The sequence below is a fragment of the Pseudodesulfovibrio sp. 7M6 genome (assembly GCF_050058625.1).
In the GTDB taxonomy this organism is placed as follows: Bacteria; Desulfobacterota; Desulfovibrionia; order Desulfovibrionales; family Desulfovibrionaceae; genus Pseudodesulfovibrio; species Pseudodesulfovibrio salinus.
The window spans coordinates 2371174-2391182 of record NZ_CP188816.1 but is presented as its reverse complement, the minus strand read 5'-3'; the positions used below and the strand labels follow the sequence as shown (position 1 = coordinate 2391182).

Genomic DNA, 20009 nt, shown 5'->3' with positions numbered 1-20009 from the left:
TTTTGACTGAAATGGGTTGCTATTATATTTTTTGTAAACTATAAATAACAAAAAAAATGTTTTTGTAAATTTTAATCTACATAGATAGGTGGTGTATGGGCCGTAAATCCTTGGCGGAAGACGCCCTCTCCGATCAGGCTCGACAGGCGCTTGAGCAGCTTGGGGTAAATTTGAAAACTGCGCGCATACGACGTGGGATTACCCAGGAAAGTCTTGCGGAAAGGCTGTCGGTTAGCCGTCCGACCATAAGCAAGCTTGAAAAGGGCTCCCCCTCTGTTGGTATTGGCGTACTGGTCCTGGCGTTGGAGCTTTTTGGAATGGCGGATCAACTTGAACGGTTGGCTGCTGCGGATGCGGATACGCTGGGAAAAAGTCTTGAGGCGAGAACGGCGCGGCAGAGGGCAAGTGGAAAACAGGCCGCATTCTCCATTGATGATGACGATCTGGATTTTTAGGGAGCGGTCATGGCCAGTGACAAGACATACGTGTTCATGCAGATCGACGGAGAATTTGTTCCTGCCGGACTGCTTGTTGTCGATCAGGACGGGCAGGGCGTTGTCTCGGAATTTGCGTATGGCCGGAAATATCTGGGCCGTAAGAATGCTGTGTCTATTGATCCCAGGCAACTTCCGCTCACAAATGAAAAGTTCAAAACAGTCGGCTTGTTTCGAGGCTTTCGCGATGCAACGCCGGATGGGTGGGGACGGCATATCCTGGACCGCGCGGCCGAGAAATATGGGATGCGCCCCAAGGAGTTCGACTACCTGACGGCGCTTGACCCGGACACTCGCCTGGGAGCGCTGGGGTTTGGTCCGGCACCGGATGGTCAACCCGTATCCTATTATCCCTCCTGGCGGCCGGAAAAACTGCATGGGGAGCGACTTGATTTCGAAAGATTGCTCAAGGCTGCGGATAAAATTCTCAGCTTTGAAGAACTTTCACCGGATGAGCGGCGCTATGTCATCCGGGGATCGTCCGGGGTGGGCGGCGCACAGCCGAAGGCCGTGGTCGACTTCGAACAGCGGAAATGGATAGCGAAGTTCTCGCGGGAGTATGAGGTACTGCCCACCTGCCGCCTCGAATTGGCCGCCATGAATCTCGCTTCCCGTTGCGGAATCCGAATCCCTTTCTGCAAAGTCATCCAGGTTAAGGCACGCGATGTCTTTCTTGTAGAGCGGTTTGATTGCATCCTCGCTTATGCGGACCGATGGCCATTTAGCGATCCGCACTCCCTTGCCCGCCAGCGTGCTGTCCAGGAGGCCGAGCCGTGGCGGCGGAGTCTGGATGTTTCAAAGTGGGCCAATGGATACCGGCGAATCCACACCCTCTCAGCCATGACGCTGATCGGAGCGTCCGACATGCACAGGGGAGCCTACGGGGACATCGCCCGTGCCATCAGAAGGTATGGGACACCGAATCATATTCAGGACGATCTGACGGAACTATTTCGTCGGATGGTGTTCAACATTCTGTGCAATAATTCTGACGACCACCTGCGTAATCATGGTTTTCTCTATGATTCGGAGAAAAAGGGGTGGAGGCTGTCTCCCGCCTACGACATCGTGCCGCAGCCTCGGCAGGATGAGGGGATTGGCGCCGACAACTACCGTCCGGCCAGCCTGACGCTGGATGTCGGCGAATATGGGCGGACTGCCTCGCTGGAAAACGCCCTGTCCCGGTGCGAGGAGTTTGGGCTCAGCGGCTCGGCGGCCAGGGCGATCGTGCAGGACATGACTGCTATTGTCCGTGATGGATGGCGGGAAGAGAACCGCAAGGCGGGTGTGCCGGATTCCAAATTCCGGCTGCTTGAAGAGTCCTATCTGGCCGCACTTGCGGGATAGTCCGGCAAAAAGGTGTTTCGCATAACAAAAAGGGACCGGCGAACCGGTCCCTGTCAGGATGCGTGGAGTGTAGGGGTTAGGCGGGAGTGACGACGGAGCGAACCGTGCGGATCAGTTCCTCTTCACCCTTGGCGGCATAGGTCTCGTAGAGGGACATGGCTGAAACCTGGGAGAAGACGTAGTTGCGGAACTGGTGGAAGGGCTTTTTCTTGAGGTCGCCCTGGCTGATGCCGTAGTCGCGGACAGCGGTCTTTTCCAGCACCGGGACGACCCACTGAACGGCCGGGACGGTCAGGACCCAGTCGTGGTCGCCGAGGTGGGTGACGAAGCCTTCCTGGCGCCGGGGCAGGGGCAGGGTCTTGCCGTCGCTGACAAGCAATCCTCGTTTGATCGGGTCTACGCCCGCGATAATGGCTCCGGCCTGGAGCCAGCCCACCACCTGCGCCTCGTCGGCCGGGGTGCGGGGATGATTGTGGGCACACGCCTGGGCCACAATGACTTCGGCGGGCAGGCCGCGCACAATGGACTCGGCCACGCTGAGGGGATGGTGCTCGCCGGTACCGGCCAGCTTCAGTTCGGCGCGTGACTCGCCGTCCTTGCCCCACTGGAATACCCACGGCTTGTGCAGGTCATGCAGCAGCTGGGCAGCCAAAACCACGTCCCGGTCCAGCAGGTAGTTATAGACGTTACAGTAGTTGTCATGGATGGCCAGGGAGGAGCGCACGTTCAGGTCGGTGTGGGTGGCCAGTCCGCCCGGGTAGGCATGGTGGCTGCCGTAGCCGCTGCCGGGAGCGGAGTAGAAGGGCTGGGGAGCCTGGGTGCTGTCCTTGAAGGGAGGCAGAAAATCCTTTTCCGCTACATCCTTTATCAACCCCTTGGCGGAAAGTTCCTTGTAGATGGCCTTTTTGTCCGCGCCGCTCATCCCCTTGGTCAGGGTCGGCGCTGGATTGTCGAGAATGGCCACGACGGACTTGCGGATGCCGGGGTTGCGGATCATTTCGGCGTTTTGCCGAATGTTTTGCCATGCGGCGGAAACCGGGGCGGAGGCTTCGGCCATGGCGACCGGGCTCATCTCCATGCAGGCGGAAAGCGGGCGGGGAGTGGTGGAGGCAAAGGCGGGAGTGGTATGCATGGCGGCCACGGCGGCAACACCGGCCATGGCGCCGATTTTCAGGAAATCACGACGATTGACATTTTCAGTGGACATATTTTTCTCCTCACTGGTGGATTGTAGTAGGGGATTATGTACGTTACCCCGGCGGAATTCTGGCGTCGGTACCGTGTCGTCCCGGACACATTGCGAAACGAATGGGTAAAGTACGGGTTACAGAAATAATGGTATCTTTTATCGCTTATCCAAATGCCTGAACGCTTATGCCTTGAGCCGGGGTGCGCAATTTGCTATTCAGGACAGATGGAAGACTTACGGGTGTTCAAGCGGTACAAGATCGGCCAGGCCGCGCGCGAGGTAGGTGTAAAAACCTATGTGCTCCGCTTTTGGGAAGGGGAGTTCGACGAGCTCGAACCCATCCGGACCGATAGCGGCCAGCGGCTGTATACCGAGGATAATCTGGAACTCATCCGGGAAATAAAGCACCTTCTCTATGACGAAGGGCTGACCATCGAAGGGGCCAAGAAGCGGCTGAACAGCCGGGCTCATGCCGATATCCTCAACGAGATCCGAAACGAACTCGTCGATATCAAGCGGCTCCTTCATCGATAAATTCATCAACAGGACCCGAAAAGGGGCACATCATGACCAAAGCGGTGCATATGACCTTGTGGGCTGGCGGGATTCTGGCGGCGCTTATCGTCGTCGGACTGATCGCCTTTGCCGCGACCTTCAACATCAATGACTACAAGGCGCGCATCACGCAGGCGGTTCGTGGCGAGACCGGTCGGACGCTTACCTTTTCGGGCGATCTGGAACTGATGTTCTTCCCTCTTGGGGTGACGGTGGACGGGGCTTCCCTGAGCAACGGGCCGGGGTTCGGCGAGACTCCCATGGCCAGCGTGAAGACGGCCTCCGCCTCATTCCGCCTGTGGCCGCTTCTTTCCGGCAATGTGCAGGTGGGTCATGTCTTTCTGGACGGGCTGGAAGTACATCTGGCCCGAAACGAAAAGGGCGTTACCAACTGGGACGATCTGCTGGGCGGAGATTCCGCCGGTTCCACTCCCGCTAAGAGCAGCAAGCCGATCAGGTTCGAGGCGGACGGCTTTGTTATCGAGCATTCCAGCCTGACCTGGGATGATCGGGAAAACGACGTTTCCCTTTCCGTCGGTGACCTGACAGTGGCGGTGCGCAATGTTCGCCCCGGCGTCCCTTCGCCGCTCAAGGCAAGCTGTACCTTTGCATCCGTCACGCCGGAGGCCAAGGGAGATATTTCGTTGGAAGCTACGATGACCATGGATGAAGACGGTCTGTCAGCCAGGGACGTCAAGGCCACGGTTCAGGCTGAAAGCGCGGGAATGAACGACGGCAAGATCAGCGTGGAAGGCGTGGCCGATCTGCTCGCCCTGGCGAATGGTCGGCTGGAAGCCAAGGGACTGGTCCTGTCCGTCGTGGGTGCCAATATCCATTACGACGGCAGCCTGAGCGGGCTGACCGGCGGCGGCCGGAAACAACTTGTCGGCACTGTGACCGTGGACCCGTTCAACGGGCGGGAGGCGTGGAAATCCCTGTTCGGCACGGAGCCGGATACGGCGGATGCCAAGGCCTTGACCAGCATAGGCGGTACGGCCGTCGTGGCTTGCACTCCCCATTCCCTGGCCTTCAACAAGCTTGATCTGACGGTGGATGGCGAGGGGTTGCGAGGTGAGGCCAAGGTTGGCGAAGGGGATGGCGGGGTGTCCTGCTATGCCCGCCTGGATGCCGATACGCTTGATCTGGATAAATACCTGCCTTCCATAAAGAGCGATACCACAGAAGGTGCGGAGCAGGAACCCAGGGCCGGGATGCGGATTCTTGATGCCGACCTGCTGCGTCGGCTGACTGTGGACGCCCAGGCCGATGCCGCCAAGGTACACATCCGTGGGGCCTGGCTGGAAAACGTCAAGGTGGGAGTGCAGGGCCGCAACGGACTTGTGCGTGTGAAGCCGCTGGACGCGACGCTCTACGGTGGTCACCTGTCCACTGCCATTACAATAAATGCGCTCACGGATGATCCCCGAATCGACCTGCTTTCCTCACTGGACAAGGTGGATGTCGGCGGACTCTCCAGCGATGTGTTGGGCGACAAGTCCTATGCGGGAAAGCTCGATTTCAAGGGCACGCTGTCCTGCGAAGGCGAGCGGGTTACCCCGATGCTTGCGTCCACCAACGGCAAATTTAATCTGAATCTGGCGGACGGCGTGTTCCCCGGCGTGGACCTGCTCGGTCTTGCCAAGAAAGCGCAGGCCAGCCAGCAAAAAGAGGGCACCGTGGTGGCGGCGGACAGCGATTCCACCAAGTTCGGCTCCATCTCCGGCTCGGGCGTGATCAAAAACGGCGTGATGGAAAACCGGGACCTGGACGTGAAGGCCCCGGGCTGGCGCGCGGCCGGAGTGGGCGCGGTCTCCCTGCCCACGGGCAAGATCAACTATCTGCTCAAGGTCAAGCTGGTGGCCTCCACCACCGGGCAGGGCGGCAAGTCGGGCAACGACATGCTCGGCATCATGGTGCCGGTCCGCGTTACGGGAAATGTGGCCGATCCCCGCTACAGCGTCAGTCTGGCGGAATATGTAAAGGCGCTCGGCGGCGCGGTCATCGATGTGGCCGGGACCGTGTTCAAGGGCGTTACCGGGGTGGTAACCACTGTGGGCAAGACCCTGGTCGGCACGGAAGGGAATTCCGAGTCCGACAAGAACGGCGAGCCCACGGAAAAGAAAAAGGGGTTGTTCAACCTCTTCGGGATTTTCTGATGAACATACTCTATCTCTGCACCGGCAACTCCTGCCGCAGCCAGATGGCCGAGGCCTGGACCCGTTTTCTGCGTCCCGAAATTCATGCCCTCTCGGCCGGGACGGCTCCGGGAGAGATGGACCCCTATGCCGTTGCGGTCATGGAGGAAGAAGAGGTCTACCTCATCGGGCAGTACCCCAAGAGTGTGGATGAACTGCCGCCGGACGTGGAGTTCGACTACGTGGTCACGCTCTGCTCCGGCGCGGCGGAGAATTGTCCGGTTGTGCCCGGCCCCGGCAAGCGGGTGCATCGTGGCTTCGACGATCCGCCAGCCCTGGTCAAGGGAATGACGGAAAAGGATGAAATCCTGGCCGTCTACCGCCGCGTACGCGACGAAATCCGGGCCATGGCCCACGGGCTGCCGGGGAGTCTGGGGTAGTCGGGAAATCGTGCCGTGAGGCGGCGCGTTACCGCATATTGACCGTGATGTCCGAGGGGGCCATCGCACGTTTCTTGGGCTTGATGGCCGGGCGGGGCGTCTGTTTCTGCTGCCGGTTGTTGTTCCGGGGTTGCTGATTGGGCGGCGTGTTGGGTTGTACGTCGCCTTCGCCCACCAGGGCGTGGAGCTTGGCAAAGGCTCCTTCGAGCGGTTCGTTTTCCTTCACTAGTTGGCGCAAAAAGCCGTTGATCGGTCCCACCATGGAGATGGCCTTGTCCACTTCAGGGTTGGCCCCTCGCTGGTATGCGCCGATGTTGACCATATCCTCCACCTTCTTGAAGGTCGCCATGCTGCGCAGCAGGGCGCGGCCGTCCGCCTGCACCTCGTCCGAGGTGATGTCGGAACGCAGACGGCTGATGGAGCGGAGCACGTCGATGGCCGGATAGTGGCCCATGTCCGCCAGATCGCGGGTGAGGACGATGTGCCCGTCCAGAATGGAGCGGGTGGAGTCCGCAATGGGTTCGGTAAAGTCGTCGCCGTCAACCAGGACCGTGTAGATGCCGGTGATGGAACCCTTTATGTTCTTGCCCGCGCGTTCCAGCAACTGGGGCAGGTGTGCGAAAACGCTGGGGGTGTAGCCGCCGCGCGTGGGCGGTTCCCCGGCGGCCAGCCCGACCTCGCGCCCGGCCATGGCAAAGCGGGTCACGGAATCCATCATCAGCAGGACGTCCTTGCCCTGATCCCGGAAATATTCGGCAATGGCCGTGGCGGCATAGGCCGCGCGCATACGGATCAGCGGGCTCTTGTCCGAGGTAGCCACCACCAGGACGGAACGGGACATGCCTTCGGGGCCGAGGTCGCGTTCCATGAATTCCACCACCTCTCTGCCACGCTCGCCCACCAGGGCGATGACGTTGATGTCCGCCTTGGTGTAGCGGGCCATCATGCCGAGTGTCGTGGATTTGCCCACGCCGGAACCGGCCATGATGCCCACGCGCTGGCCCTTGCCTAGGGTGAGCAGGGCGTTGACCGAGCGGATGCCCACGTCGAGCGGTTCGTTGATGCGGGGACGCTCCAGGGGGTTCGGCGGCTCGCGGTGCAGCGGCACGAAGGTTTCGGGCGTAAAGGCTCCCTTGCCGTCCAGCGGCTCGCCGAAGGCGTCCACGGCCCGGCCGAGCATGGCCTGCCCCACGGGGACGTGGGGCGGGGTGGCGGCATTGCGGATGAGCGAGCCGGGGCCGATGCCGCGCATGTCCGAGTAGGGCATGAACAGGCAGGCGCCGTCGCGGAATCCGACCACCTCCGCGGGGATGGATCGCTGGTCGTCAGGCATGAGATAGCAGACCGAACCCAGCGGGGCCTTGATGCCCCGGCCTTCGGCGATGAGGCCGACGACCTTGGTCACCTTGCCGTAGGAGAGGCAGGGGTCGAGGGATTCGAGGAGTCCGAGCCGGGAATCCGTCATATCAGCCCTCGGTTGCCGTAAGCTGTTCGATGAGCTGGTTCAGGATGGGTTCCACGCCCTCCCAGCGGGACTTGATGGTGTTGTCCACCCGGCCCTCGTCGCTTTCGATGACCACGCCGCCCTCTGCCAGGGTGGCATCACCCTTGATGGTCCACTGTTGCAGGGCGGGATTGCGCTCCTGAATGGAGCCGATGAAGGCGCTCAGGTCTTCGGCATCGGCGGCGGCGCAGCGGATGGTCAGCTGTCGCTGGGAATCGAGTTTTTCCAGCGCCTGACGCATGAGACTTTCCAGCGAGGCCGTGCGCTTCTCGCTCATTTCCACGGCCAGCGTCTTTTGGACCGCCAGCTTGATAAGGGCCATGATGTCGTTGCGGCGTTCCTCAAAGATGGTTGCGCCCTGGGCCTGAAGCTGGCCGAGGATGTTTTCCACCTCGGCGGACATGGTCTGGGTGTGGGCTTCCACATCGGCCTGGGCCTGGGCCAGCCCGGCCTCATATCCTTCGTAGCGGGCCGTGTTCCGCAGGGCTTCGGCCTCCAGTTCGGCCAAAACCCGGATTTCCTTGGCGGCCTCACGGGCCTTGGCCTTTACGCGCTCCAGGTACTCGTTGTTGACGGAATCGTCCCAGATGAGTTTGCGCTTGCCCTCGATCTCCTGGATGCTCATTTCATCCGGACCGGGGGATTGCAATCCCATAAGGACCTTGCCGGTCAGGTGGTCGGAACTGTGGCTAGACAAAGACATCGCTTCCACCTCTGCTGATGACGATCTTGCCCTCGTCCTCCAGACGACGGACGGTCTTGACGATATTCTGCTGGGCCGCCTCGACCTCGGAGAGCTTCTTGGGCGGCATGATTTCCAGGTCTTCCTTGATCATGGTGGATGCGCGCTCGGACAGGTTCTTGAAGAACTTCTCCTTGAGCTCGTCGCTGGCACCCTTGAGGGCCACGGTGAGGTCCTCGTTGGAGACCTCCTTGAGCAGCTCGCGGATGGCCACGTCGTCCACGCCCTTGATGTCTTCGAAGACGAACATGAGGTTGCGGATGTCCTCGGCCATCTGGGAGGACTCTTCCTCGATCTCGGAGAGGACTTCCTCTTCGGTATTGCGATCCACGGCATTGAGGATTTCGGCCACTGCGGGAACACCGCCGACCTTCTTGCCTTCCTTGCCGCCCATGGCGATGAGCTGCCGTTGCAGGACTTTGTCCACTTCCAGCAGCATCTCTTCGGCAACGGCTTCCAGCTTGGCCAGGCGCATGAGCACCTCGGCGCGCACGCCGGCGGGCAGGTGGGAGATAAGATCCGCCGCCTGGTCCGGGTGCAGATGGCCCAGAATGAGGGCCAGGGTCTGCGGATGCTCGTTGCGCAGAATCTGCGCCAGAATCCTGGGGCTGACGTTCTCCAGCTCCTGGAACGGCGTGGGGCCGGTATCCAGGTCCAGGGAATCCATGATGTACTTGGCTGTTTCCGAGTCCAGAGCCTTGGTCAGCATACGCTTGACCTGTTCCGGGCCGCCCACCAGGAGCTCGGCGCCGTAGGCCAGGGCCTCGTTGTACTCCTTGAGCACTTCGAGCACCTGCTCTCGGGGGATGGAGTCGGTTTCGAGCATCGCCTTGGATACGGCGGCAATCTCGTTGCGCTCCATGCGTTTGAATACGTCCGTCGTAAACTTCTCGCCCAGAGCGAGGAGCACGATGGCGGTTTTTTGCGGTCCGGTGAAGTCAGCCATGCGGTTACGCCTCCTGCGTCAGCCAGCTCTTGAGCAGATGTACTGCCTGCTCGATGTTGTCGTCCGAGAGCTGAATCGCGTGATTCTTGGCATTTTCCAAGCGACGGGACATATCCATGGCCTCTTCGTCCATTTCATCTTCTTCCAGGGCCAGCCGTTCCGCACCAGGCAGACCGGCCATTTCCTCGATCTCCTGCTCGGCCACACGGGGGCGGATGAGGGCCATGACGACCGGCCGCACCACCATGATGAGGAACAGGAAGATCAGGATGCCATTGAGGAACGGCTTGCCCAGGCGCTGCGCGTATTCGAGCATGGTGCGCATGAGCGAGTCGGCATCGTACATATCCGGTTCGCCAAAGGAGATGTTGCTGACCTCGATGGTGTCGCCGCGAGCGGTGTCGTAACCGACGGCATTGGCGATGAGGGTCTTGATGCGTTCGATCTCCTGAGCCTTGCGGGGCACGTATACCTGCTTGCCGGTAGCCTCGTCGGTAGTCCACGTCCCGTCCACGATAACCGCAACGGACAACCGTTTCAACTCTCCTACGGGGGCTACGATATTTTCTTCTTTCTTGTTGATCTCGTAGTTGGTGGTGCGGGACTCGCGGGTGGAGTCCTGCGTGGTGCGGGTACCGGTAAAGCCGTCGCCTCGGAAGTTGGCATCGGGCTCGCCGCCTGCCAGGTTGGCCGCACCGGCCGTGCTCTCTTCGTTACGGCTTTCGGAACGGACCACGGAGCCGTCGGGGTCGAAGATTTCCTGCCGGATGGTCTTCTGGCTGAAGTCGAGGTCCGCATTGACGCGGGCGATGACCTTTTCCGGGCCGACGACCGGTCCGAGCAGTTCCATGATGCGGCGCTGGATCTTGTTCTCCATGTTCGCCTTGTATTCGAGCTGGGTATTGGACATGGCCAGCCCGGCGGAGTCGTCCTCGGGAGTGTAAAGCGGACGGCCCTTCATGTCGGTGACGGTGATGTTCTTGGGCGTCAAGCCTTCGACGGCCATGGATACCAGGTTGACGACGCCCTGGACCTGGTTCGCTTCCAGCTTGGCGTTGTCCTTGAGCTGGAGGACGATGGATGCGCTGGGTGGCATCTGCTCCTCGATGAACAGGGATTTCTGCGGAAGGACGAGGTGAACGCGGGTCTTCACGACCTGCGGAAATTCCGTGATGGTGCGGGCCAGTTCGCCCTGCAGGGCACGCTGGTAGTTGATGTGCTGCACAAAGTCGGTCTGGCCGATCTGCATGTCGTCGAAGATTTCGAAGCCGATGCCCTGGCCGTGCAGGTTGCCTTCGCCTGCAACCTTGAGGCGCAGATCATACACGCGGTCCGCCGGAACCAGGATGGTCTTGCCGTTGTCTTCCAGCTTGTAGCGTTCCTTGCCCGCCTTCAGCATCTCCACCACCTGGGAGGCATCCTGCGGGTACAGGTTTGTCATCAGGACCTTGTAGTCCGGCTGGTTCATCCAGAAGATCATGAGCCCGAAGGCGACGGATACGGAAACCGCGAGTCCCGCGATGAGGATGCGCTGGGATGCGGTCCGGCCGGACCATAAACTCTGAATCTTGGACCAGTATTCGTTGACGAACGGCGGCATTTCCTATCTCCCGCAAAAAAAGTTGTTATCCGTTGGCAGGGGCCCGCGCCCTAGAACTGCAGACGCATCATTTCCTGGTAGGCGGTCATGAGCTTGTTGCGCACGGCGCTTGTCATGTTCACGGCCAATCCCGCCTTCTGCAGGGAGATCATCAGCTCGTGGACATTCTGGTTTTTGCCCGAGGCGAACTCCTCGATCATGGCATTCTTCTGCTCCTGCATGTCGTTTACGGTCTTGAGCGATCCCTTGAGGGTGTCGCTGAACGACTCGCGCGGGGCCTGGGGCTTCTTCAGCCGTTCGGTGACGGTGTTGTCCACCGACCGGCGGCGGAGCTCCATGGCATTCTTGTATGCGTTGATGCCGATGCTGCTGATGTCCATGATTTGTTCTCCTTACCTTTTACGCGCCGATGGTCAGGGCACGTTGAAACATCGTTTTGCAGGCGGTGATGGTTTCCACGCTGGCTTCGTATCCCCGGGTGCAGGTCATCATGTTGGTCATTTCCTCGACCACGTTGATGTCCGGGTAGAAGACGTAACCCTGGTCGTTGGCGTCCGGGTGGTGGGGCTCGTAGACCTGCTTGAAGGGCCGCTCATCCGCCGTGACGCCCAGGACCTTGACGCCCTTGAGCTCGCGGTTGAGCTGGTCCTGCATGGCGGAGTCGAAGGGCGAGTACACCGGGGTGGACTCGAACGACACGGACTTGCGCCGGTAGGGGCCGCCTTCCAGCGTCTTGGTGGTCCGCATGTTGGCCATGTTCATCGAAATGACATTGAGCTGGGCACGCTGCGCCTTGAGGGCTGATGCCCCGATGTCGAGAGCTGTCATGAAGTCCATTTATCTGCTCCCTTCCTGGATGGCCTTGTTGATGCCGTCGAAATTCTTTTTGATGACGCTCGCCAGGGCGTTGTACATCAGTCCGTTCTTGGACATGACGGACATTTCCTTGTCCAGGTCCACGGAATCCTCGCCGTACACTTCGCGCGGCTGGAACTCTTCGAGCCCCTTGCCTTTGAAGCTGTTGGCATTGAAGACCACAGGCATGTGTTCTTTGTTGGTCCGTGTCATGCGGCCGCGTTCGTCCAGGTCCAGCGCCTTTTGGAGGTTGCCCTCGAATTCGAGTCGTCTGGCCTTGTAGTCAGGCGTATTGACGTTGGCGATGTTGCCCATGACGAGATTTTGACGCTGCAACCGCAAATCCATGACCTTGGCTGTCAGCTGGATGTGGTGCTCGAAAATACCCCTCATGTCTTGTTCCTCCTGCCAAATGGCTTTCTCTGATTAATCGGCAGGCATTTTTTGCCGCCTGATTTGTTCGGAACTAAGCAACTAGCGTTCCAATTGCATAACTAACTGTATTTAAACGCAAAAGGCATAAAACACTAAGCGAAGGGCGTCGAGAATCTGGCTGTGTCTTTTATATATAGGTAATGAGTTTGATCGCTGGAGGCCGGAATCCTGAAGGTGGACACGTAGGGGCTGGAAAACAGGGCGGCAGAATTGTCCCTGTATGATCGTTTTAAATAAATTTTTTATATTTTAGCATGTTGTGCTTATTTGGCTTGTGTTTTACAACCCAAAAGCATCAATTGGCACATGTGTTGCTAAAGAGAAGTGCGGGTCAACCGCGGCCCGATATATTTGGCACCCGGATTTCCGGGTAAAGGAGAAATGGAGGGGAACAATGAGTGGTCATCTGGATTACGAAATCAACAAGGAACTCGGTGAATGCTATCTGTTCATGGGTGAACTGGACAAGGCCGAAGAGTATTACAAAAAGGCCGTCAGTTCCAACGGAGTGCATCCCGACCCGTATCTCGGTCTGGCTACCGTCGCGGTACAACGTGGCGATCTGAACAGTGCCCTGACAATGTATGAGAAGGCGCACAAGGTCGAACCGAGCGACAAGAGTCTTTCCGGCATCGCGCTCATCCGGCTGGAGAATGGTGAGAAGGAAAACGCCTATGCCATGTTCGTCGAAGCGCTCAAGATGAACCCTGAGAACATGGTGGCCCTCTTCAGCCTGATTAAGCTCGGGCATGAGCTGGATCGCGTTGCGGACATCATCCCGTATCTGCGGGACTACCTGGAGATCAATCCGGCCAAGAGCGAAGTTCGCTACTCCCTGGCCGGTTGCTTCGTCTGCATGGAGCAGAACGACGCGGCGCGGGAACAACTCGACAAGCTTATCGAGCTGGATCCCAATTTCGAAGCCGCCAAGGAAATGCTCGAAGCGATTCAGTCCTAACTGCGGTCTCCCCTCCCCGTTGATTTCCCGCTCCGCCTGCTTTGGCGGGATGGGGCGGGAAATCAGCCTTCCGCACGGTCTACCGTGCTCTGGAGGGACGATTTCGAGACGTCCGCAAAGCCGCGGGAGGCCCTCTCCTTGCGCCCTTATCCACACGCTTCCTGCCTGGAATGCGTGACTATTGCCTTTCTCTATGATTCCAGAAGGTTGAATACGTATGCCCAATGCATAGCGGGTTCGCTTGCCTTTGTCCGTCAAATCTGGCAGAGCCTCTCAAACAAGAGCTTCAAAGTAGGGGGGCTTTCATGGAACTTTTACCTGTCAAACGGGCAATCCTGTCCGTTACGGACAAGACCGGTCTGGCTGAGTTTGGACGTTTTCTGGTTGATCAGGATTGCGAGCTGGTCTCTACCGGAGGCACCAAGAAAATGTTGTCCGAAGCGGGACTGCCCGTGACCTCGGTGAGCGATGTCACGGATTTCCCCGAAATCCTTGGCGGTCGTGTAAAGACGCTGCATCCGAACATTCATGGCGGCATCCTGGCGGACAAGGACGACGATGGCCACATGGAAACGTTGCGGGACTTCGGCATCGAGCCGTTCGACCTTATCTGTGTCAATCTTTACAACTTCGCCGATGCCGTGGCCAAGGGGCTGGACCTCAAGGCCGCCGTCGAGCAGATCGACATCGGCGGGCCGACCATGCTGCGCGCCTCGGCCAAGAACTTTCACTCCATCTGTGTGGTGCCCGATCCCAAGTACTATGGGCAGGTGCAGGAGGAGATAGCGCAGAATGGCGGCATCTCGCTGGCGTTCCGCAAGGAGATGGCCACGCTGACCTTCAAGCTGACCAGCGAATACGACGCCATGATCACCAAATATCTCAGCGAGAACGACGCGTAGGGCGGTTTCGCCCCGGCTTCCGATAGCGGGCCGTCTGCGTCGTTCCCGGGCGTAAATTGATCCTCGACGTAGCGCTGCTACGTCTGCGGTCAATTTGCACCCGGCGCCTAGCATCCGACCCACTCTCGAAAGCCTCACAGTGACAAAGAAGAAAGGCAGGTGCTCTTATGGCGCTTGCCTTTTTCCTATAAATCTCCCACGGTCCAAGGCGCACCGCGTGAGGGGGATGCAAGGCCAAGTGTACTTTCGGTACGCGGGGGCGGTAAATCCCCGAAGCAACACCGCAGATCGCCGTTTTTCAACGGTCCAAAAGGAGCAAGGTCATAGCACAGAAACCAAAGGGCAACCTTCAGGGGCTCAAGCCCAATCAGATCAATCGGTTGTCCCGGCTGTATCAGCGTCAGTTTCCGGCCAATGGGAATTACGCCCTGGATCAGGCACGCGAGTTGGCGGAACTTTCCGCCGAGACCGGGCGGCAGTTGGCCCTGCTTATCGACAGGCAGGGCAAGGTTGCCATGGTCCTGGTGGGCGACAACCGGGCCATCTACATTCCGGAGCTGCCCCGTTCGCGCATGGCCACCGGCCGGTTGCGCGGCCTGCGGTTGCTGCACACCCACCTGGGTGAAGAAGCCCTTTCGCAGGAAGACCTCATGGATATGGTGTTTCTGCGGCTCGATTCAGTCACCGTCCTGAATGTGGCGGGCGGATTTCCGGTGACGGCCCAGACTGCGCACCTGCTGCCTCCCAATCCCGAGGAGCGGAGCTATGAAGTCTTTTCCCCGGTGCGTTGGGACCGCATGGAGCTTGATCTCGGCACCATTGTCCAGGCCCTGGAAGACGAGTTCGGACGGCAGGCGAACGGCAAGGAGCTGGAGTCGGCCGAGAACCGGGCTTTGCTGGTCAGCGTGGATGTGACGCCGAAGCCAGTGCAGGAGCGATCTCTGGAGGAACTTGCCGAACTGGCGGATACTGCCGGACTGACTGCGGCCGGAACACTCATTCAGCGCGTGCGTCAGGTCAATCCGCGGTTCATCATGGGCAAGGGCAAGCTGGCCGAATTGGAAGTGCGGGCGTTGCAGGCCAATGCCTCGGTCATTCTTTTCGATCAGGAGCTTTCGCCCACCCAGAGCCGAAACCTTGCCGAAATCACCGAACGGAAAATTCTGGACCGCACCCAGCTCATTTTGGATATTTTTGCCCAGCACGCCACCAGCCGGTCGGGCAAGTTGCAGGTGGAGATGGCGCAGCTTAAGTATGCGCTGCCCCGTCTGGTGGGAAAAAACCGGGCAATGTCCCGACTCATGGGCGGCATCGGCGGCCGAGGCCCCGGCGAGACCAAGCTGGAAATCGACCGTCGCCGGGCCAACGACCGACTGACCCGGCTCAAGAAGGAACTGGACGCCGTGCGCAAGCGGCGGACCCAGACCCGCGAGCGCCGGGCCAAGGCCGGGCTGCCCATCGTCTCCCTGGTGGGCTACACCAACGCGGGCAAATCCACCCTGCTGAATACCCTGACCCGTTCCGAGGTCCTGGCCGAAGACAAGCTCTTCGCCACTCTGGACCCCACCAGCCGCCGCATCCGTTTCCCGCGCGAGCGGGAGGTGGTGTTGACCGATACGGTCGGATTCATCCGCCGGTTGCCGCCGGACCTCAAGGAGGCCTTTCGGGCCACGCTGGAGGAACTGGAGTCGGCCGACCTGCTGATTTTGGTCTGTGATGCCTCCCACCCCGAGGTGGAAGAGCAGGTGATGGCAGTGCGGACCATTCTGTCCGAGATGGAGCTGGATACCATTCCTTCGCTACTGGCGCTCAACAAGTGGGACCGGCTGGACGCCGAAGCGCGTGAGACCTTGCGGAATATTTTCCCGGAAGGGATTTCGGCCGTTGCCGTGAATCGCGAGTCGCTGGAGCCGCTGGTCGAGACTGTTCTGGACCGGCTGCCCTTCGATTCGTCAGTCGGCTGATCCGTCTTCCACTTTGCGATACGAGGCGGCGCATTCCAAGGGCTCCACGTGAATGGTCACCTCGGCGCGGGGCAGGCTTTCCTCTATTTCCGTTTCAATGACCTCGCACAGATCGTGGGCGGCCTGCACCGTGGTTGCGCCCGGCACCAGCAGATGAAAATCGATGAAGCGCATGGGGCCGGACTTGCGGGTGCGCAGGTGGTGGTAGGTCACCCCCATGTCGCTATGGCGGTTGATGGCTTTTTCGATGGCTTCCAACTCACATTCCGGCAGGGCGTCGTCCATGAGGCCGTTAACGGAGCGGCGGACCAGCCCAACGCCGGTGAACACGATATTGATGGCCATGAAGATGGCAATGGTCGGGTCCAGGATTTTCCACTGGGGCGCAAAGAGCAGAAATGAGAGTCCGACCACCAACCCGACAGAAGTCCAGACATCGGTGAGCAGGTGGCGGGCGTCCGCCTCCAGGGTAATGGAATCGAACCGCCGGGCCGCGCGCAGCATGATCTTGGCTGTGGTGTAGTTTATGATGGACGAAAGCAGAGCCAGAGCCAGGCCAGGGCCGAGATGATGCAGCTCGGCAGGGCTCATGAAGCGCTGAATGGCGGCGTGCCCGATGCCGAGGGCGGCCAGGATGATCAGCACGCCTTCTATGCCGCTGGAGAAATATTCGGCCTTGCCGTGGCCGTAGCTGTGGACCGCGTCCGCCGGACGCATGGCTATGGTGATGGCCGTGAGGGCGAGAACGCCTGCGGTCAGGTTGACGATGGACTCCAGGGCATCGGAAAGCAGCCCCACCGATCCGGTGGCGTACCAGGCACTGAACTTGAGCACCAGGGTGATCACCGACGCCGCCACGGAGTAGACGGCGTAGCGGCGGGGGGAGTCTGCTGCCATGGCTATCCCTTCTTGAGCCAGGGGTTCTCCTCGCCACGGGCCAGGCGATGAATGTTCTCGCGATGCCGCCAGAAGAGCAGGATCATGACCACCAGGGCAGCGGGCACAAAGGCGAAGTTACCGGTAAGGAACATGAACACGGGCAGGGCCAGGGCCAGGGTCAGCGACCCCATGGAGACATGACCGGACAGGGCGATGACGATCAGGCAGAGGGCTGCCGAAAAGATGGTGCCCCAGGGTGAGACGGCCAGGAACGCGCCGATGGTGGTGGCCACGGCCTTGCCGCCCTTCAGGTTCATGAAGCAGGAAAAGACGTGGCCCAGGATGGCCGCCAGTAGCACTATGCTCAGGCCGATGCCGTGTCCTGTCCAGGCTCCGGCCAGCAGCACAGGGAGGAATCCCTTGCCCAAGTCGAGGACGAGGGTCAGGACGCCGTACTTGGTACCGCAGAGACGGGCCACGTTGGTGGCTCCGGTATTCTTGCTGCCGCTGGTGCGCGGGTCAGTGTTGCACAACAGTTTGGCCACCACCAGCCCGAAGGGGATGGAACCGAGGATGTAGGCGACTATGGACCATATGATCACAGACATGCGTATCTCCTGATAGACGATATTGCTTTCGGCCTTGTACCGTTTTTATGCAGGGAATGGAAGGAAAAGCGTGGAGCGGTGCGGGGATGGAAGTTTCGGGCCGGGCGCAATGGTTCGCCGCTTGATTCGGCTCAGGCGAGAACGAACCGGTAGACGATCTTTTCGTAGCAGGCGGAGACCATCTTGGCTGTGCGCTGATCAACACCCAGCGTGCGCAGTCTGCAATAGACATGCAGCGGGTTCAGGTGGTGTTGCAGTCGGCAGCGAAATCCTTTCATGATGGTGCCCTCTTGTCTGCCTTATCGGTCTGTTGCCGGATTCGGATTAGGGGCGGAGTCCGCCACCGCCCAGACGTGGAATCCCTTGTCCTGCTTGTAGCCCACGCCTATAGCGCCTTTGTGGAGGTAGTAGCACATGGCCCAGTCCGGTTCGTAGGCGCTGTTGGTGGACGACCAGTAGGCCTCACGCGTGTCGGTAAAGGGATGGCCTGGGCACAGGGCCGGTGAGTGGGCCGTGGCATCGGTCAGCGATTCCAGCTCCCGAATGGTGGGGACCCGCCAGTCGGCAAGGCCTGCATGGCGTTCACTGTTCAACCGGTTTACGGCGGCAAAGGCTCCGTCCCATCCCGTGGGGCCGTCCGCCATATCGGCGGATCTGGTCCAGGTCAGGCCGGTCAGCAGATCAAGTACAATATCTCCTTCGGCCCGGAATCGTGTTTCGGTCCACGGCACGCCGAGCGGGCTGCCCGGATTGACGGCTGGCAGCACCTCGCTGATGCCGCGCACGGGCCAGACCAGTTCGTAGCCGGTCTTGGTGCCCCAGAACATGCGGCCCCCCATGAGGTGGACGTGCCATGCCTGGGCAGGGTGCATGGCCGATGTTGTGGAGGTCCAGTACCAGCCGGAAAAAACGTTTTCGAAGGGATGGTCCTCGGGCAGGGCCGGGGTGTGCGTGTCAAAGGACACGAGACTGAACAACTCGCGTCGGTCTGGCAAACGCCAGTCCCCATAGCCCGCAAGTTCCGAAGCGTTCATATTGTCGATGGTGTCGAACGCCTCCTGCCAGGCAATGGGAAAACCGGGAGCATTGGCATCGCGCAGCCACATCAGGCCCGTGGCTGTATCGAGCACTGTTTCGCCATCGATTCGGAATCGGTCGGCTCCGGAAACGACGCCGGGAGTTGTCTCGGCGTCCTGTCCCGTACCCGCACATTCGATGCGCGTGCCGGATATATCTGCGCAAAAGCGTTGTCCGCTGGAGAGAATGTGTCTGGACATGGCGGGGAATGTTTATTTTTTGTGGCAGAAAAAGGCCAGACAGAAGAGGAGCGCGGCACAGACCAGCCCACCGGCGTACACCGACTTCATGCCGAACAGGGCGAAGAGGCCGCCCATGAGCAGCGGGGCTATGGTTTGCGCCAGCCGGAGCAGAAAGCCGTTGGCCGCCATGAACGCGCCGCGCTGTTCCATGGGGGCAATGGCCGTCAGCATGGTCATGACCGTGGGGATGTTCAGCCCCTGGGCCAGGCCGAAGCACATGACCGCCGGAATGACATACCAGATGCTGGGCGCCATGGGCGTCAGTATCATGGACAGGCCGTAGAAAATCGAGGCGGTCATGAGCAGAGTGCGTTGGCCGAACCGTTCGGCCAGAAATCCCAGCTGGAACGATGCGACCCCCGTAAAGCCCGAGGCGATGAGATAGACGACCCCGATCATGGGAGCGGAGGCGTGGAATTTGGAATCCAGCAAAATGGGCAGATAGGTGATGATCGGTCCGTAAAGAACGACGAAGGTGATAAGCGTGGTGGCGAAGAGGCTGAGGGCTTGCCTGCTGCGCATACGGGAGAGTGCGCCCTTCAGGTATTCCATGAACGACCCCTCCCGGTCCGGGCTGGGGATGTCCATATAAAAGATAATGGCCACGCCGAGGGGAATGGCCAGGAGCGGCATCAGGAAGGGGTAGTTCCAGCCCAATATGCCGAGTACGCCGCCGAAGGCCGGGTACAGGGCCGTTCCCATGGCCAGGACGCTGGCGTTGTACCCCATGGCCTGCCCGCGCTCGCGTCCTTGGTAGAGGTCGCCGATGATAGTGCCGTAGAGCACTCCCAGCGGGCTCGCGCCGATGCCCTGAAAAAAGCGGAGCACCAACAGCTGGTGTACGGTGTGGGCAAAGAAACAGGCGAAGCCGAATCCGCCGAACACGAACAGGGACGGGACCAGGACGACGCGGCGTCCGTATCGGTCGGCCAGAATGCCCATGATCGGGGAAAACAGGACGCCGGGCAGAGTGAAGGCCGAAATGACCAAGCCGATATGGACCGCGCTGATGTGCAGTCCTGCCATGATGCCGGGCAGGGCCGGGACGATGCTGGATACACCGAGCACCGCCATCAGCGTCACGCCAAAGACGAATTGCAGATTTTTGTCGAAATAAAGACGTCGCAAAATAGGATT

21 protein-coding genes are annotated in these 20009 nt (G+C 60.0%); 8 read left to right on the top strand and 13 right to left on the bottom strand.

The genetic code is table 11. From position 1 onward, the window contains the following. The first annotated feature begins 95 nt into the window (after positions 1-95). Positions 96-455, top strand: a complete 360-nt coding sequence (locus tag ACI0FG_RS11405; protein ID WP_419785123.1) for a helix-turn-helix transcriptional regulator — start codon at positions 96-98, stop codon at positions 453-455. Positions 456-464: 9 nt separating this feature from the next. Next, positions 465-1841: a type II toxin-antitoxin system HipA family toxin gene (locus ACI0FG_RS11400; RefSeq protein WP_419785122.1), complete on the top strand. Its 1377-nt coding sequence runs from the start codon at positions 465-467 to the stop codon at positions 1839-1841. 76 nt (positions 1842-1917) lie between these two features. On the opposite strand, the gene ACI0FG_RS11395 is transcribed toward ACI0FG_RS11400, so the two are convergent. After that, positions 1918-3048: a twin-arginine translocation signal domain-containing protein gene (locus ACI0FG_RS11395; RefSeq protein WP_419785121.1), complete on the bottom strand. Its 1131-nt coding sequence runs from the start codon at positions 3046-3048 to the stop codon at positions 1918-1920. A 207-nt stretch (positions 3049-3255) separates the two neighbouring features. On the opposite strand from ACI0FG_RS11395, the gene ACI0FG_RS11390 reads away from it, so the two are divergent. The 3 genes from ACI0FG_RS11390 to ACI0FG_RS11380 are packed head-to-tail and all read left to right on the top strand — an operon-like array spanning position 3256 to position 6160. Further along, a complete protein-coding gene (locus ACI0FG_RS11390; protein ID WP_419785120.1) occupies positions 3256-3564 on the top strand; it encodes a MerR family transcriptional regulator in 309 nt (102 codons plus the stop codon). Between the two features lie 32 nt (positions 3565-3596). After that, positions 3597-5741, top strand: a complete 2145-nt coding sequence (locus ACI0FG_RS11385) for an AsmA family protein (protein ID WP_419785119.1) — start codon at positions 3597-3599, stop codon at positions 5739-5741. Then, positions 5741-6160, top strand: a complete 420-nt coding sequence (locus tag ACI0FG_RS11380) for an arsenate reductase ArsC (RefSeq protein WP_419785118.1) — start codon at positions 5741-5743, stop codon at positions 6158-6160. The genes ACI0FG_RS11385 and ACI0FG_RS11380 overlap by 1 nt, the downstream gene beginning before the upstream one ends. Before the next feature lie 28 nt (positions 6161-6188). Here ACI0FG_RS11380 and ACI0FG_RS11375 read toward each other — a convergent pair whose 3' ends face one another. The 7 genes from ACI0FG_RS11375 to flgB are packed head-to-tail and all read right to left on the bottom strand — an operon-like array spanning position 6189 to position 12200. Further along, positions 6189-7625, bottom strand: coding sequence for a FliI/YscN family ATPase (locus ACI0FG_RS11375; RefSeq protein WP_419785117.1), 1437 nt, complete (start codon positions 7623-7625; stop codon positions 6189-6191). Position 7626: 1 nt separating this feature from the next. After that, positions 7627-8367 (bottom strand): FliH/SctL family protein, encoded by a 741-nt coding sequence (locus ACI0FG_RS11370; RefSeq protein ID WP_419785116.1) that lies wholly within the window; start codon positions 8365-8367, stop codon positions 7627-7629. After that, positions 8354-9352 carry a flagellar motor switch protein FliG gene (gene fliG / locus ACI0FG_RS11365; protein ID WP_419785115.1) on the bottom strand — a complete coding sequence of 333 codons (999 nt, stop codon included), beginning with the start codon at positions 9350-9352 and terminating at the stop codon, positions 8354-8356. Before fliG ends, ACI0FG_RS11370 begins: the two co-directional genes overlap by 14 nt. A gap of 4 nt (positions 9353-9356) precedes the next feature. After that, the gene (fliF, locus tag ACI0FG_RS11360) at positions 9357-10952 is read right to left on the bottom strand and encodes a flagellar basal-body MS-ring/collar protein FliF (protein ID WP_419785114.1); all 1596 of its coding nucleotides are present in this window, start codon (positions 10950-10952) and stop codon (positions 9357-9359) included. A gap of 50 nt (positions 10953-11002) precedes the next feature. Then, the gene (fliE, locus tag ACI0FG_RS11355) at positions 11003-11332 is read right to left on the bottom strand and encodes a flagellar hook-basal body complex protein FliE (protein WP_419785113.1); all 330 of its coding nucleotides are present in this window, start codon (positions 11330-11332) and stop codon (positions 11003-11005) included. A 19-nt stretch (positions 11333-11351) separates the two neighbouring features. After that, entirely contained in the window at positions 11352-11789 is a 438-nt protein-coding gene (gene flgC, locus ACI0FG_RS11350; protein ID WP_419785112.1) for a flagellar basal body rod protein FlgC, read from the bottom strand. Further along, positions 11790-12200, bottom strand: a complete 411-nt coding sequence (flgB, locus tag ACI0FG_RS11345) for a flagellar basal body rod protein FlgB (RefSeq protein ID WP_419785111.1) — start codon at positions 12198-12200, stop codon at positions 11790-11792. Positions 12201-12636: 436 nt separating this feature from the next. Here flgB and ACI0FG_RS11340 point away from each other — a divergent pair, with 436 nt between their 5' ends. The 3 genes from ACI0FG_RS11340 (at position 12637) to hflX (ending at position 16066) form a co-directional block, all read left to right on the top strand. Further along, complete coding sequence (locus ACI0FG_RS11340) at positions 12637-13200, top strand: tetratricopeptide repeat protein (RefSeq protein ID WP_419785110.1); 564 nt, start codon at positions 12637-12639, stop codon at positions 13198-13200. A 305-nt stretch (positions 13201-13505) separates the two neighbouring features. Then, positions 13506-14102, top strand: coding sequence for an IMP cyclohydrolase (locus ACI0FG_RS11335; RefSeq protein WP_419785109.1), 597 nt, complete (start codon positions 13506-13508; stop codon positions 14100-14102). Between the two features lie 371 nt (positions 14103-14473). Then, positions 14474-16066 (top strand): GTPase HflX, encoded by a 1593-nt coding sequence (gene hflX / locus ACI0FG_RS11330; protein ID WP_419788385.1) that lies wholly within the window; start codon positions 14474-14476, stop codon positions 16064-16066. Here the strand turns inward: hflX and ACI0FG_RS11325 are convergent. From ACI0FG_RS11325 to ACI0FG_RS11305, 5 genes are all read right to left on the bottom strand, one after another. Then, the gene (locus ACI0FG_RS11325; RefSeq protein WP_419785108.1) at positions 16055-16963 is read right to left on the bottom strand and encodes a cation diffusion facilitator family transporter; all 909 of its coding nucleotides are present in this window, start codon (positions 16961-16963) and stop codon (positions 16055-16057) included. The genes hflX and ACI0FG_RS11325 overlap by 12 nt on opposite strands. Before the next feature lie 2 nt (positions 16964-16965). Then, positions 16966-17553, bottom strand: coding sequence for a glycerol-3-phosphate 1-O-acyltransferase PlsY (gene plsY / locus ACI0FG_RS11320; RefSeq protein ID WP_419785107.1), 588 nt, complete (start codon positions 17551-17553; stop codon positions 16966-16968). 131 nt (positions 17554-17684) lie between these two features. Then, a complete protein-coding gene (locus tag ACI0FG_RS11315) occupies positions 17685-17831 on the bottom strand; it encodes a hypothetical protein (protein WP_419785106.1) in 147 nt (48 codons plus the stop codon). A 21-nt stretch (positions 17832-17852) separates the two neighbouring features. Next, on the bottom strand, positions 17853-18830 hold the full coding sequence (locus ACI0FG_RS11310; protein ID WP_419785105.1) for a DUF1566 domain-containing protein: 978 nt from the start codon (positions 18828-18830) through the stop codon (positions 17853-17855). A gap of 12 nt (positions 18831-18842) precedes the next feature. Beyond that, positions 18843-20000 (bottom strand): MFS transporter, encoded by a 1158-nt coding sequence (locus ACI0FG_RS11305; RefSeq protein WP_419785104.1) that lies wholly within the window; start codon positions 19998-20000, stop codon positions 18843-18845. Positions 20001-20009: the final 9 nt, after the last annotated feature.